A 13,901-nucleotide genomic window follows, 5' to 3' on the forward strand; every position below is an offset into this window, starting at 1 on the left:
GGCCAGGCCCTCAGCGGGGGGTCGGCTGGGCGACCGGCACGATCTCGGGCGCGCCGAGACGGATGGCGTCCGCCTCCTGGTCGGTGTCCTGCTCCTGGGAGAGCCGCTCTGCCTCCACCCGCTTGCAGTAGTACTCGACCTCTCTCTTCACGTGGTCGTCGTCCCACTCCAGGGGCCCGGCCATCAGCTCGGCCGCTTCCTGCGCCACCGCGAGCCCCCGGTGGAAGGTCTCGATCGAGATGTGGGTGCGCCTGGTCAGCACGTCGTTGAGGTGCCTGGCGCCCTCGTGGGTGGCGGCGTAGACGACCTCGGCGCGCAGGTGGTCGTCGGCCCCGTTGAGCGGCCTGGCCAGCGAGCGGTCCTGCTCGATCAGCTCCAGCACCTCGTCGACGAGCGTGCCGTAGCGCTGCAGCAGGTGCTCGATGCGGGCCACGTGCAGGCCCGAGTCGCGCGCGAGCCGGTGACGGGAGTTCCACAGCGCCTGGTAGCCCTCGGCGCCCACCAGCGGGACGCGGTCGGTGCAGGAGGGGGGGACGCGCTGGTCGAGGCCGTGCGCGACCGCGTCGACCGCGTCCTTGGCCATCACCCGGTAGGTGGTGTACTTGCCGCCCGCGATCATCACCAGGCCCGGCACCGGGTGGGCGACCACGTGCTCCCTGGACAGCTTGGAGGTCTCCTCCGACTCCCCCGACAGCAGGGGGCGCAGCCCGGCGTAGACGCCCTCGACGTCGTCCCTGGTCAGCGGGACCGACAGCACGCCGTTGACATGGTCGAGCAGGTAGTCGATGTCGACCCGCGAGGCGGCGGGGTGCGCCCGGTCGAGAGTCCACTCGGTGTCGGTGGTGCCGATGATCCAGTGCCGTCCCCACGGGATCACGAACAGCACGGACTTCTCCGTGCGCAGGATGATGCCGGTCATCGAGTGGATCCGGTCGCGCGGGACCACCAGGTGGATGCCCTTGGAGGCGCGCACGTGGATCTGGCCCCTGCCGCCGACCAGCTCCTGGATGTCGTCGGTCCAGACCCCGGTGGCGTTGACCACCTGGCGCGCCCTGATCTCGAACTCGGTGGAGTTCTCCAGGTCCAGCACCCGCACCCCGGTGACCCGCTCCCCTTCGCGCAGGAAGCCGACCACCTGCGTCCGCTGGGCGACGTGCGCGCCGTAGGCGGCCGCGGTGCGCAGCGTGGTCATCACGTAGCGGGCGTCGTCGACCTGGGCGTCCCAGTACTGCACGGCGCCGGTGAAGGCACTGCGCTTGAGCGCGGGCGCCAGCCGCAGCGCCCTGCTCCTGGACAGGTGGCGGTGCCCGGGCATGCCGCGGGTCAGGCCGGAGGCGAAACCGAGGGTGTCGTAGAGCGCCACGCCCGCCCCGACGTAGGGACGTTCCCATCCGTAGTGGGTCATCGGGAACAGGAACGGCACCGGCCGCACCAGATGGGGCGCGATGCGCTGCAGCAGCAGGGCCCGCTCCTGCAGCGCCTCCCTGACCAGGTCGAAGTTGAGCTGCTCCAGATAGCGCAGACCGCCGTGGATGAGCTTGGAGGAGCGGGAGGAGGTGCCGGAGGCGAAGTCGCGCGCCTCCACGAGGCCGACGGACAGGCCGCGGGTGGCCGCGTCGAGCGCCACTCCCGCGCCCACGATGCCGCCACCGACGACGACTACGTCAAGCTCCCGTTCCGCCATCGCGGCCAGCGCGGCCGTCCTCTCGACGGGACCCAGCCTGGAGGCTCCGATGTTGGCCGTCATGACAACGAACGTACCCGCTTTCGTTCGGGTCGAGCGTTGACGTACGTCGGGCTACGCCACGACGTTCACGCGCGGATCACCTTCACGCCCGCGTCCGCGAAGCGGCTCGCCATCTCGTCGGACAGCCGCTCGTCGGTCACCAGCGTGTCGATCTGGTTGACGGGGCAGATCCTGGCGAAGGCCCGCTTGCCCAGCTTGGAGGAGTCGGCCACGACCACGACCTGGGCGGCCCTGCCGATGAGCAGGCTGTTGACCGAGGCCTCGCCCTCGTGGTGCGCGGAGGCGCCGAGCTCGACGTCGAGGGCGTCGACGCCGAGGAAGGCCACGTCCAGCGTCACCTGGTCGAGCACGCCGCTCGCCAATGGTCCGATGAGCTCGTAGGACTGCTGCCGCGCCACGCCGCCGGTCACCACGATCTTCACGTGCTGGCGGACGGTGAGCTCGGCGGCGATGTTGAGCGCGTTGGTGACGATCGTGAACCCGGTCTCGAGCGTCGAGCGGGTGGCCAGGGTGCGGGCCAGCTCGGAGGTCGTGGTGCCGCCGTTCATACCGACCACGGCGCCCGGCGCGATCAGGTCGGCGGCGGCCGCGGCGATGCGGTGCTTCTCGTCGGCGTGGCGCGCGGTCTTGTAGCGCAGCGGCAGGTCGTAGCTGACGCTCTGCGCGACGGCGCCGCCGCGGGTGCGCATGAGCATCTGCTGCTGGGCGAGTTGGTCGAAGTCGCGGCGGATGGTCGCGGTGGAGACGTCGAGCGATTCGGCGGCCTCCTCGACCGAGAGCCGTCCCTCCTGCGCCAGCAGCTCGAGAATCGAGTTCCATCGGTCATAACGGCTCATGGAGGCAAGCCTGGCACATCCGATGACCCGCCCACCAGCACTGCACAGTTGTGCTCTTTTGTGCTATAAAAAGAGCAGAAACAATCACAATCGGGAGGAAGCCTTGACCACCCACACCGAGGCCGAGATCGCGTCTCAGCCCGACTGCTGGCGGCGTGCCGTGGCGAACATTCCGGCCGACGCCCTGCCCAAGCCGGGCGAGCGGGTCGCCGTCGTCGGCTGTGGCACCTCCTGGTTCATCGCGATGGCCTACGCCACGCTCCGCGAGCGGGCCGGCCTGGGCGAGACCGACGCCTTCGCCGCGTCGGAGGCGCCGCTCGGCCGTTCCTACGACCGGGTGCTGGCGCTGACGCGCTCCGGCACCACCACCGAGGTGCTCGAACTGCTGGGCAAGGTCGGCACCAGGACCACGGCCATCACCGCAGACCCCGACACGCCGGTCATGAACCTGGCCGACCAGGTCATCGTCCTCGACTACGCCGACGAGCGGTCCGTCGTGCAGACCCGCTTCGCCACCACCCAGCTCGCGCTGCTGCGCGCCAGCCTCGGCGAGGACCTCACCCAGGCCATCGCCGACGCGGGCGAGGCCGTCTCCGCCCCGCTCGACGCCGCGCTGGTCGAGGCCGAGCAGTTCAGCTTCCTCGGCACCGGCTGGTCCGTCGGCCTGGCGCAGGAGGCGGCGCTGAAGATGCGCGAGGCGTCCCGGTCGTGGACCGAGGCGTACCCGGCGATGGAGTACCGCCACGGCCCGATCAGCATCGCGGGCCCCGGCCGCGTCACCTGGATGCTCGGAAGCGCCCCTCAGGGGCTGCGCGAGCAGGTCGAAGCCACCGGCGGCACGTTCTTCGAGACCGCGCTCGACCCGATGGCCGAGCTGATCCGCGCCCAGCGGGTCGCCGTCGCGCGCGCCTTCGCCCGCGGGCTCGACCCCGACGAGCCGATGCACCTCACGCGATCTGTGATTCTTTCTTCATGAGCCTTACTCTCGCCGACGCCCGTATCGCGACTCCCGAGGGAGTCCACGACGGGTGGCTGACCATCGAAGACGGCCGCATCACGCATGTCGGTCACGGATCCGCCCCCCGAGCGGGCCACAGCCTGGCCGGGCGGCTGGTCGTGCCCGGCTTCGTCGACATCCACAACCATGGCGGCGCGGGCGGATCCTTCCCCACTGGTCAGCAGGACAAGGCGCGCGACGCCGTCGCGCTCCACGAGAGTCACGGCACCACCACGATGGTCGCCAGCCTGGTGACGGGGTCGGTGGCGGACATCGCCGCCGCCACCTCGTCCCTGGCCGACCTGTGCGACGACGGCCTGCTGGCCGGCATCCACTTCGAGGGCCCCTACATCTCCAAGGCCCGCTGCGGCGCGCACAACCCCAAGCTGCTGCGCGAGCCCGACCCGCGGGAGTTCGGCGAGCTGGTCAAGGCAGGCCGCGGCCACGTGCGCATGCTGACCATCGCCGCCGAGCTGCCGGGGGCGCTCGACACCATCCGCGCGGCGGCCGGCGAAGGCGTCATCGCCGCTCTCGGCCACAGCGACGCCACCTACGACCAGACCATCGCGGGCATCGACGCGGGCGCCACGGTCGCCACCCACCTCTACAACGCGCTTCCCCCGCTCGGCCACCGCGCGCCGGGGCCCATCGCCGCCCTCCTGGAGGACGAGCGCGTCACCATCGAGCTGATCAACGACGGCGTCCACGTCCACTCCGCCATGCTCCGCCTCGCCTACACCGTCGCCGGCCCCGAGCGCACCGCGCTGATCACCGACGCGATGGCCGCCACCGGCATGGGCGACGGCACCTACGTGCTCGGCTCCATGGAGGTCGACGTCCGCGACGGCGTGGCCCGCCTGGCCGAGGGCGGTTCCATCGCGGGCAGCACCCTCACCATGGACGTCGCCTTCCGTCGTGCCGTCCAGCAGGTCGGGCTGTCCGTCGCCGAGGCCGTCGAGGTCTCCTCGCTGACCCCCGCCCGCGTGCTCGGCATCGCCGACCAGGTGGGGTCCATCACCGCGGGCAAGATCGCCGACCTGGTCGTTCTCAACGATTCCCTCGAGGTCGCCGGCGTCATGAAGCGCGGCGGCTGGATCACGGAGCCCTGATGATCCTCACCGTCACGCTCAACGCCGCCCTCGACGTCACCTACCGGGTGCCCGACGCCGACTGGGACGGGGTGAACCGGGTCTCCTCGGTGCACAGGCGTGCCGGTGGCAAGGGTGTCAACGTCGCGCGGGTGCTCGCCGCCTTCGGCCGTGAGGTCGTGGTGGCGGGCCTCGCCGGCGGCCCCACGGGCACGGCCATCCGCGCCGACCTCGACGCCGCGGGCCTGCCCTGCGCGCTCACCCCGATCTCCGGCGACTCCCGCACCACGCTGGTGATCCACTCGGGCACCACGGCGCTGTTCAACGAGCCGGGCCCGCAGGTGACCGGCGCCGAACTCGACCTCTTCCTGACCGACTTCGAGCGCCTGGCCGCGGACGCCGAGGCCGTCGTGATCTCCGGCAGCCTGCCCCGCGGCGTCCCAGCCGACCTCTACGCCACGCTGTCCGCCATGACCGGCGTGCCGACGATCGTCGACGCCGACGGCGAGCCGCTGCGCCACGCGCCCAAGGGGCGGCCCTCGATCGTCAAGCCCAACAAGGACGAGCTGTCCAGGGCCTTCCCTGACGGCGGGGCCGAGGCGGTCCTGGCCGAAGGCGCGGGGGCGGTCGTCGTGTCCATGGGCGAGGAAGGGCTGCACGCCATCACGCCGGCGGGGACCTTCCGCGCGCGCATGCCGTACCGGGTGGAGGGCAACCCGACGGGGGCGGGCGACGCGCTGGTGGCGGGCCTGACCCTGGGGCTGGTGGAGGAGCTGCCGTGGCCCGACCTGCTGCGCAGGGCGGCCGCTCTCGGCGCCGCCGCCGTCGCCGCGCCCGTGGCGGGCGACTTCGATCGTGGCGTGTTCGACGCCATCCACCCCGAGATCGTCATCTCTTAGAAGGAGCCCCATGCCTCTCGTCGGCATCGCAGAGATCGTCAACAGCGCGAAGGCTGGCGTCGGCGCGTTCAACGTGATCCAGCTGGAGCACGCGACCGCGATCGTCGCGGGCGCCGAGGCCGCGGGCGCGCCGGTGGTCCTGCAGATCAGCGAGAACGCCGTCCGCTACCACGGCGCGCTCGAACCCGTCGCCCTCGCCGCGCTCGCCGTAGCCAGGCGCGCGGCCGTGCCCGTCGCCGTCCATCTCGACCACGCCACCGACAGGGCGCTGGTCGAGGAGGCCGTCGCGCTCGGCATCGGCTCGGTCATGTTCGACGCCTCCGCGCTGCCCGACGAGGAGAACGTCGCCGCCACGGCCCAGGTCGTCGCCCACTGCCACGCCCACGGCGTGTGGGTGGAGGCCGAGCTCGGCGAGGTCGGCGGCAAGGACGGCGTCCACGCGCCCGGCGTGCGCACCAAGCCGCACGAGGCGGTCGACTACGTCGCCCGCACCGGCGTCGACGCCCTCGCCGTCGCCGTCGGCACCTCCCACGCGATGACGACCAAGGACGCCGTGCTCGACCTGGCGCTGATCGCCGAACTGCACGCCGCGGTGCCGGTGCCGCTGGTCCTGCACGGCTCGTCGGGGGTGTCCGACGAGAACCTGCGCGACGCCGTACGGCACGGCATGAAGAAGATCAACATCGCCACGCACCTCAACAAGGCCTTCACCGGGGCCGTCCGTGACTACCTGGCCCGCGATCCCCAGGTCGTCGACTCCCGCAAGTACCTCAAGGCGGCCCGGGACGCGGTCGCCCGCGAGGTCACCCACCTGCTCGGCGTCCTGTCCTGAACCGGGAGCGCGCCGCATCCGTGTGAGTGGGCATGCGCCTGCTCGCCGTTCTCGCCCTCGTCGCCGCCTTCCTCCTGGCCCCTGCCGGTACGGCATGCGCCTGCAGCTGCGCCTCCCTGACCCCGAAGGAGGCGGTGAAGGACTCGGCCGCGGTGTTCACCGGAACGGTGCAGTCCGTCCGCCGGCTGCCAGGATCGCTGTCCGGTCCCCCGCCGCCCTTCGTGGTCACGTTCGCGGTCGACCAGGTCTACAAGGGCGGACGCGCGGCGACGGTCGAGGTGGCGACCAACGCCGACTCGGCCGCGTGCGGCTACGACTTCGCCAAGGGTGCCCGGTACCTGGTGTTCGCGTCGCCGGTGGCGGATGACGGCGGGATGTTCCCGACGCATCCCGGCACGTCGCTGTCCTCGTCGCTGTGCTCGGGGAACGTGAAGCTCGAAGCGGGCCGCAGCGGACCGCTGCGGCGGGGTGACGAGGCCGGCTCGCCGGACGACTTCGGGCGGTCCGTCACCACGGAGCTGCTCGCCGCCCTCGGCACCCCGGCCCCGCCCGTCATGAGCTCTCCGGTCGCCCAGGCCGCCTCGCCGGGGGCCGCGGGTGAGCACGCGAGCGTCCCGGCCGCCGGCTCCTCCCCCGGCGGCCCGCCCTGGGGGCTGATCGGGGGCGCCGTCGCGGCGACCGTCCTGATGGTGGGGCTGGCGGTGGGGCTGGCCCAGCTGCTGGCCAGGCGGCGCTGAGGCACCGCCCGCCGTCCAGGGTCCGGCACCTCGCGGCCCGCCTCGCGGAGGGTCAGGCGGCGGTCAGCCGCCGTCCAGCGGTCCGGCACCTCGCGGCCCGTCTCGCTGAGGGTCAGGCGGCGGTCAGCCGCCGTCCAGCGCCCGCAGCACCCGCTCGACCTGCTTCGCGAACGTCCCCGGCGGGTTGCGCGGCCCCTCCCCCGACAGCAGGAACAGCCACGTCAGCGCCTGCAGCCTGCGGCACTCCCGCACCCTCGCCGCCTCGTCGCGGTCGAGTTCGACCCTGGCCAGCACGTCCACCTCGCCGTCGACCCACGCCGACACGTGTTCGGCGAGCTCGGCCAGCTCGTAGGCCCGGTCCGAGCGGCCGGAGTCCTCGAAGTCGACCACCCGCACGCGGACGCCGTCCCACAGGAAGTTGGACAGGTTGCCGTCACCCGCCCCGAACGCCGGACGCACGCCGGCCGTACCCGGGCGCCATCCCTCCAGCCACCTGGCGCCCTCCCGCACCGCCAGATCGGCGCGCGTGCCCCGCGGCCGCCACGCGGCGCACCACGCGCGCACCTGCGCGGCGAGCTGTTCGACCTGCCACGGCCGTTCGGGCAGGTCCCGCAGCACCCGTGCGGGCACCGCCGCGTGCAACCGGCCGAGCGTCGCCGCCAGCTCCGCCAGGGGCGCGGCCCCGGAGGGCACGCCGCGCACCGGTGTCCCGTCCACCCTGGACATGACCACCACGCCGGGCTCGAAGGCGATGGGCGCCGGCGCCAGCCCTGGCGCGTGCTCGCCGAGCAGGGTGAGCGCGCGCCACTCGCGCTCGTCCGCGCCCGTCTTCCCGTCGACGTAGCGTTTGGTGACCACGTCGCCGTCGAAGGTCACCTCGTGCGTGTGCTGGAGATCGGCCATCACGGTGCGCCTGGGGGTGAGGCAGTCATAGCGGAGCAGTCTAGGCGCCGTCGTTCTCAGCCGAGGATCAGTCGCTCGGCCGCCCGGGCCACGAGTTCGTCGGCCTCCTCCTCGGAGAAGACGTCCGGCAGCGTCAGCCGCTCCACGATCAGCCAGTTCAGCGCGAGATAGAGCAGTTTCACCGCCGTCGCGTCGCCGGGCAGCCCCGACCCCAGGTGGATGCGCACGTTCCCCTCCACGTCGGCACGGATCCGCTCGGTCAGGACGGCCCGCAGTTCGGGCCTGCGTGTCGCCTCCAGCCGCAGCTCCAGCAGCGCCAGGTACCCGGTGGAGTAGGCGCTGATTCTGGCCACCATCTCCCTGAGCAGCTCGACGACCCTGTCCTTGTCACGCGGGCCGGTCAGAGCGAGCGTCATGGTCGTCTCGTCGGGCTCCAGCCGCTCGTAGATCCGCCCTCCCGCCTGGGTGAGCAGGTCGTCACGGCTGGAGAAGTAGTTGGACGCGGTCCCCGGCGGCACCGCCGCCTGGGCGTCGACCGCCCTGAACGTCAGCCCCCTGGCGCCCTCGCGGGCCAGCACCTCGATGGCCGCGTCGACGAGGGCCGCCCGCCGCTCCGGATTCCTGCGCACTTGACACCACTCCAGATGTAGTACTACGTTCTAACCACTTCATTCAGAGTACTACAAACGGAGTTGCTGCTTATGCGAAAGCTCGTGTACTACGTGGGCGTCTCGATCGATGGCTACATCGCGGGCCCCGGCGGCGAATGGGACTTCTACCCGGTGAGCGACGACATGGCGGCCTGGATGAACACCGAGCTGCCGGAGGTCGTGCCGGCGCACGTCCGCGCGATGATCGGCCTCGACGCTCCCGCGCGCCGCTTCGACACGGTCGTCATGGGGCGCGGCACCTACCTGCCGGGCCTGGACGCCGGCATGACCAGCCCCTACACCCCGCTGCGGCACCACGTCGTGTCCACCACGCTGCCCGACAGCACCGACCCCCTGGTCGAGATCGTCAGGAGCGAGCCGCTGGAGCTGGTGCGGCGGCTCAAGAAGGAGGACGGCATGGACATCTACCTGTGCGGCGGCGGCAAGCTCGCGGCCGCCGTCCTGCCGGAGATCGACGAACTGATCATCAAGCACTACCCGGTGGTCGCGGGCGACGGGATCCCCGCCTTCGCCGGCGGGTTCCGGCCCACCCGGTTCGCGCCCACGCAGAGCAGGACGTTCAGCAACGGCGCCACGGTCACGTGGTACGCCAGGGCATGAGGACGTCCACCGGCAGGCCGGACGGCGGGCCACGGCGTACCCACCGACCCGACCGCACCCCGAGCCGGAGACGCCGGAGACCCGCACCCCCGGACGGGGCGCGGGTCTCCTCAGGTCAGGACGTCAGCGCTGGATCGGCGCGACGACCACCTCGACCCGCTGGAACTCCTTGATGTCGGAGTAGCCGGTCGAGGCCATCGTGCGCTTCAGCGCACCCATCAGGTTCATCGACCCGTCGGCCACGGTGGACGGCCCGTGCAGGATCTGCTCCAGCGTGCCCACCGTCCCGAACTGCACCCTGCGCCCGCGCGGCAGGTCGGGGTGGTGCGCCTCGGAACCCCAGTGGAACCCGTGACCGGGAGCCTCCGTCGCCCGCGCGAGCGGCGAGCCCACCATCACCGCGTCGGCCCCGCAGGCGATCGCCTTGGCGATGTCGCCCGAGGTGCCCATGCCGCCGTCGGCGATCACGTGCACGTAGCGGCCACCTGACTCGTCGAGGTAGTCGCGCCGCGCCGCCGCCACGTCGGAGATCGCCGTGGCCATCGGGACGGCGACGCCGAGCACGTTGCGCGTGGTGTGGGAGGCGCCGCCGCCGAAGCCGACCAGCACGCCCGCCGCGCCCGTGCGCATCAGGTGCAGGGCCGCGGTGTAGGTGGCGCACCCGCCCACGATCACCGGCACGTCGAGCTCGTAGATGAACTGCTTGAGGTTCAGCGGCTCGGCCTTGCTCGAGACGTGCTCGGCCGAGACCGTCGTGCCGCGGATCACGAAGATGTCGACGCCCGCGTCGATGACCGTCTTGTGGAACTGCACGGTGCGCTGCGGCGACAGGCGGACCGCGGTGGTCACGCCGGCGTCGCGGATCTCCCGGATCCTGCGCCCGACCAGCTCCTCCTTGATCGGCGCCGTGTAGATCTCCTGGAGCCTGCGCGTGGCCGCCTCGGCGTCGAGCTCGGCGCACTCCTCCAGCAACGGGCTCGGGTCCTCGTAGCGGGTCCACAGGCCCTCGAGGTCGAGCGGCGCGAGGCCGCCCAGCTTGCCGATCATGATCGCCGTGGCGGGCGAGACGACGCTGTCCATCGGCGCGACCACCACGGGCAGCTCGAACCGGTAGGCGTCGATCTGCCAGGCGATCGAGACCTCCTCCGGGTCGCGCGTGCGCCGCGAGGGCACCAGGCCGATCTCGTCGAGCGCGTAGGCACGGCGGCCGGTCTTGCCGCGGCCGATCTCCACCTGAGTCATCAAAAACAGTTACCTTCTGTGATAGTTCGGAGCTTCGACCGTCATCTGGATGTCGTGCGGGTGGCTCTCCTTGAGACCCGCGGAAGTGATCGGCATGAGCCGGCTGCGCTCGTGCATCTCGTCGATCGTGCGGCACCCGGCGTACCACATGCCCTGGTGGAGACCGCCGACGAGCTGGTAGGTGACCGCCGAGACCGGCCCGCGGTAGGGGACCTGGCCCTCGATGCCCTCGGGGATGTACTTGTCCTCGGAGCCGACCGTGTCCTGGCCGTAGCGGTCCTTGCTGAAGGAGGTGCCGCCGCGCTCGCGGTTGCGGACCGCGCCGAGCGAACCCATCCCCCGGTAGGACTTGAACTGCTTGCCGTTGATGAAGATCAGGTCGCCGGGCGACTCCTCGCAGCCGGCGAGCAGGGAGCCGAGCATGACGGTGTCGGCGCCGGCCGCGATGGCCTTGACGATGTCTCCCGAGTACTGCAGGCCGCCGTCGCCGATCAGCGGGACGCCCGCGGGGCCGCAGGCCAGCGACGCCTCGTGGATGGCGGTGATCTGCGGCGCGCCGACGCCCGCCACCACCCGGGTGGTGCAGATCGAGCCGGGGCCCACACCCACCTTGACCGCGTCGGCGCCGGCGTCGATGAGCAGCTGCGCGCCCGCCCGGGTGGCGATGTTGCCGCCGATGACGTCGATGCCGTGGCTGTTGGCCTTGACCTTGGCGATCATGTCGCCGACGCCCTTGGAGTCGCCGTGGGCGGTGTCGACGATGATCACGTCGATGCCCGCGTCGATGAGGGCCTGGGCGCGCTTCTCGGCGTCGCCCGCCACGCCGATGGCCGCGCCGACGACCAGGCGGCCGTCGGCGTCCTTGGTCGACAGCGGGTACTGCTCGCTCTTGGTGAAGTCCTTGATGGTGATGAGGCCGCGCAGCCTGCCCTGGGCGTCGACCAGCGGCAGCTTCTCGATCTTGTTGGCCTTCAGCAGCGCGAACGCCTCGTCGCGCGACACCCCGACCGGCGCGGTGACCAGCGGCATCGGGGTCATGACCTCGCGCACGGTCCGGCTCTGGTCGCTCTCGTAACGCATGTCACGGTTGGTGACGATGCCGACCAGTACGCCGCCGGCGTCGGTCACGGGGGCACCGGAGATGCGGTAGTTGGCGCACAGCCGCTCGACGTCGGCGAGGGTGTCGTCGGGCGAGCAGGTCACCGGATTGGTGACCATGCCGGCCTCGGAGCGCTTGACCAGGTCGGCCTGCTGAGCCTGCTCCTCGATGGACAGGTTGCGGTGGAGGATGCCGATGCCGCCCTGGCGGGCCATCGCCACGGCCATGCGCGCCTCGGTCACGGTGTCCATCGCGGCCGAGACCAGCGGGATGGACAGCGTGATGCCGCGCGAGAGCCGGGTTGCCGTGTTGGCATCGCCCGGCTGCATGTCCGAATAAGCGGGAACGAGCAACACGTCATCGAACGTGAGCCCCGTCTCTGTGAACTTGGACATGCCGTGACCCCTCCAGCTGCCATTCATGCTTGTGACAGCCAGTTTAGTGGGTAGGCCCAAAAGGATCAGGGTGGGGATGGAGGACGATGACCCCCACGGTCCGTCGTCCTCCACGCATCGTGAAGTGCCGGAGAACCGGGGCGGTCGGTGATCCGCCCCGGTTCTCCGGCCACCGGCAGCCTCGGACGAGGCGCGGAATGCCACCGGACCCCCCTCCGTGTCCAGGTGGCGGCGCTGTTCGTCCTGCTGGTGCCGACGCTGGGTTAATGCTGCGTTACGCGATGGCACATCGCAATGTGAAAACGTGCAATTGCACGAAGTTGCACGTGGCGCGAAGCAGTCGGCGCAAGGGCGGGACACGGCCCTGCGACCGGGTTATCCTCGCGGCACGCCCGTGTCCCCCCTACGGAGCACCGCACATGCGCAACCACTCCAGCACCACGTCGGACCCTCTCGAGACCCTCGGCCTCGATCCGGGGCAAACCGCGCTCTACACGGCGGTGCTGAGACTGCACCGGGCCACGGTGACCGAGCTCGCCGCGGCCATGGACGGCCCCGCCGACGCCGTCGGCAGGCAGCTCGACGACCTCGTCCGGCTGGGCGTCGTCGACGAGCAGTCGGGCCACTACCTCGCCCGCCACCCGGCCGGCGCCCTCGGCAGGCTCATCGCCCAGCGCCTCGACCTGCTGGCGGAGGAGAGCCGCCGCATCGACTCCGCCCTGTCGTCCATCCGCCACCTGATCCGCGACTACGACGCCGGCCGCGACTACCAGAGCGGGCCCTTTCCCGTCGAGCTGGTCAGCGGCGCCGACATCCTCTACGAGAGCGTGGTCGGCATGGCCGTCCAGGCGCCGCCGATGGACCTGCTCACCGCCATCCCCGACGAGCGCACCATGCTCGACTTCGCCCGCAAGTTCGCCGACCCATGGGTCGACGCCCAGCAGCGCGAGCTGCTGTCGCTGCGCGCGGTCATCCCGGTCTCGACGCTCACGCTGCCGGGCGTGCGCGACCAGCTGACCCGCTTACTGGCCAGCGGAGGCCAGGTCCGCACGCTCGACCGGGTGCCGAGCTGGTTCATGACCGCGGGGCCCGGGGTGGCGGGGCTGCCCGCCACGTGGGGCGGCAACCTGCCCGACCACGCCTACAACTTCTACGTCGTCCGGGCGCCGATCGTGGTGGGGGTGCTGCACTCGCTGTTCGAGGAGCTGTGGGCGCGGGCCGTACCACTGCCCTGGGGACGCAAGGGCGACGGCATGGTGCAGGTGCTGCGGCTGGCCGCGCAGGGCATGTGCGACGACTCCATCGCGCGCCATCTCGGGGTGTCCGTCCGCACCGTCCGCGCCAGGTTCGCCGACGCCATGGCCGAGCTGGGCGCCCAGTCACGTTTTCACGCGGGCGTGGAGGCCGCGCGACGAGGATGGCTCACCTGAAGGACCCCATCGGTCTTATGGTGGGAAGGTGTTGGAAGATGTGCCACCGGACCCGTTCGCGGACGACCCGAACGATCCCAGCTCGGCCCTGGGCGATCTCGACGACGCCGAGCCGCTGACCGCTGCCGAGCGCGACGAGGCCATCACCGACCTGGCCGACGTCGAGGTCTTCCGCTCCCTGCTGGAGCCGCAGGGTGTGCTGGGCCTGGTCCTCGACTGCCCGGAATGCTCCGAACAGCACTTCTTCGACTGGGACCTGCTGCGCGGCAATCTCCGCCAGATGATCGAGAACGGCCAGCCGCAGGTGCACGAGCCGGCCTTCCATCCGGACCCGTCCGACTACGTCAGCTGGGAGTACGCCAGAGGCTACGTCGACGGCGTCATCGACACCGAAGAGCGACGCTGACCGACGTCCTCCAGCAGCG

The 13,901-nt window shown here is 71.5% G+C and carries 14 protein-coding genes; 8 read left to right on the forward strand and 6 right to left on the reverse strand.

Annotated elements, in window-relative coordinates; translation table 11 throughout:
• Positions 1–10: 10 nt before the first annotated feature.
• Both ACWEVS_RS02160 and ACWEVS_RS02165 read right to left on the reverse strand, forming a co-directional pair.
• Positions 11–1,747 (reverse strand): glycerol-3-phosphate dehydrogenase/oxidase, encoded by a 1,737-nt coding sequence (locus ACWEVS_RS02160; protein ID WP_354906388.1) that lies wholly within the window; start codon positions 1,745–1,747, stop codon positions 11–13.
• A 65-nt stretch (positions 1,748–1,812) separates the two neighbouring features.
• Positions 1,813–2,583, reverse strand: a complete 771-nt coding sequence (locus ACWEVS_RS02165; protein ID WP_449919872.1) for a DeoR/GlpR family DNA-binding transcription regulator — start codon at positions 2,581–2,583, stop codon at positions 1,813–1,815.
• Between the two features lie 103 nt (positions 2,584–2,686).
• Between ACWEVS_RS02165 and ACWEVS_RS02170 the strand changes: the two genes are divergently transcribed.
• From ACWEVS_RS02170 to ACWEVS_RS02190, 5 genes are read left to right on the forward strand one after another with little or no spacing between them, the layout of a single operon-like run.
• Positions 2,687–3,559 carry an SIS domain-containing protein gene (locus ACWEVS_RS02170; protein WP_449919870.1) on the forward strand — a complete coding sequence of 291 codons (873 nt, stop codon included), beginning with the start codon at positions 2,687–2,689 and terminating at the stop codon, positions 3,557–3,559.
• Complete coding sequence (gene nagA, locus ACWEVS_RS02175; protein ID WP_452417228.1) at positions 3,556–4,689, forward strand: N-acetylglucosamine-6-phosphate deacetylase; 1,134 nt, start codon at positions 3,556–3,558, stop codon at positions 4,687–4,689. The genes ACWEVS_RS02170 and nagA overlap by 4 nt, the downstream gene beginning before the upstream one ends.
• Positions 4,689–5,567: a 1-phosphofructokinase family hexose kinase gene (locus ACWEVS_RS02180; protein WP_452549522.1), complete on the forward strand. Its 879-nt coding sequence runs from the start codon at positions 4,689–4,691 to the stop codon at positions 5,565–5,567. Before nagA ends, ACWEVS_RS02180 begins: the two co-directional genes overlap by 1 nt.
• 10 nt (positions 5,568–5,577) lie before the next feature.
• Entirely contained in the window at positions 5,578–6,399 is an 822-nt protein-coding gene (locus ACWEVS_RS02185) for a class II fructose-bisphosphate aldolase (protein WP_449919863.1), read from the forward strand.
• Positions 6,400–6,431: 32 nt separating this feature from the next.
• Positions 6,432–7,136, forward strand: coding sequence for a hypothetical protein (locus ACWEVS_RS02190; RefSeq protein ID WP_452549524.1), 705 nt, complete (start codon positions 6,432–6,434; stop codon positions 7,134–7,136).
• 123 nt (positions 7,137–7,259) lie between these two features.
• Here the strand turns inward: ACWEVS_RS02190 and ACWEVS_RS02195 are convergent, their stop codons facing one another.
• Positions 7,260–8,039, reverse strand: a complete 780-nt coding sequence (locus ACWEVS_RS02195) for a phosphotransferase family protein (RefSeq protein WP_452417223.1) — start codon at positions 8,037–8,039, stop codon at positions 7,260–7,262.
• Between the two features lie 56 nt (positions 8,040–8,095).
• Entirely contained in the window at positions 8,096–8,668 is a 573-nt protein-coding gene (locus ACWEVS_RS02200; protein WP_449919856.1) for a TetR/AcrR family transcriptional regulator, read from the reverse strand.
• Between the two features lie 72 nt (positions 8,669–8,740).
• On the opposite strand from ACWEVS_RS02200, the gene ACWEVS_RS02205 reads away from it, so the two are divergent.
• A complete protein-coding gene (locus tag ACWEVS_RS02205) occupies positions 8,741–9,310 on the forward strand; it encodes a dihydrofolate reductase family protein (RefSeq protein ID WP_452549526.1) in 570 nt (189 codons plus the stop codon).
• A gap of 123 nt (positions 9,311–9,433) precedes the next feature.
• On the opposite strand, the gene ACWEVS_RS02210 is transcribed toward ACWEVS_RS02205, so the two are convergent.
• Both ACWEVS_RS02210 and guaB read right to left on the reverse strand, forming a co-directional pair.
• Positions 9,434–10,552, reverse strand: a complete 1,119-nt coding sequence (locus ACWEVS_RS02210) for a GuaB3 family IMP dehydrogenase-related protein (protein WP_449919853.1) — start codon at positions 10,550–10,552, stop codon at positions 9,434–9,436.
• Between the two features lie 9 nt (positions 10,553–10,561).
• A complete protein-coding gene (gene guaB / locus ACWEVS_RS02215) occupies positions 10,562–12,046 on the reverse strand; it encodes an IMP dehydrogenase (RefSeq protein WP_452549529.1) in 1,485 nt (494 codons plus the stop codon).
• Positions 12,047–12,465: 419 nt separating this feature from the next.
• Between guaB and ACWEVS_RS02220 the strand changes: the two genes are divergently transcribed.
• Entirely contained in the window at positions 12,466–13,476 is a 1,011-nt protein-coding gene (locus ACWEVS_RS02220; RefSeq protein ID WP_354906406.1) for a helix-turn-helix transcriptional regulator, read from the forward strand.
• 28 nt (positions 13,477–13,504) lie between these two features.
• Positions 13,505–13,882 (forward strand): DUF5319 domain-containing protein, encoded by a 378-nt coding sequence (locus ACWEVS_RS02225; protein ID WP_354906407.1) that lies wholly within the window; start codon positions 13,505–13,507, stop codon positions 13,880–13,882.
• Positions 13,883–13,901 lie beyond the last annotated feature (19 nt).

Source organism: Nonomuraea sp. NPDC003754 (assembly GCF_053605785.1).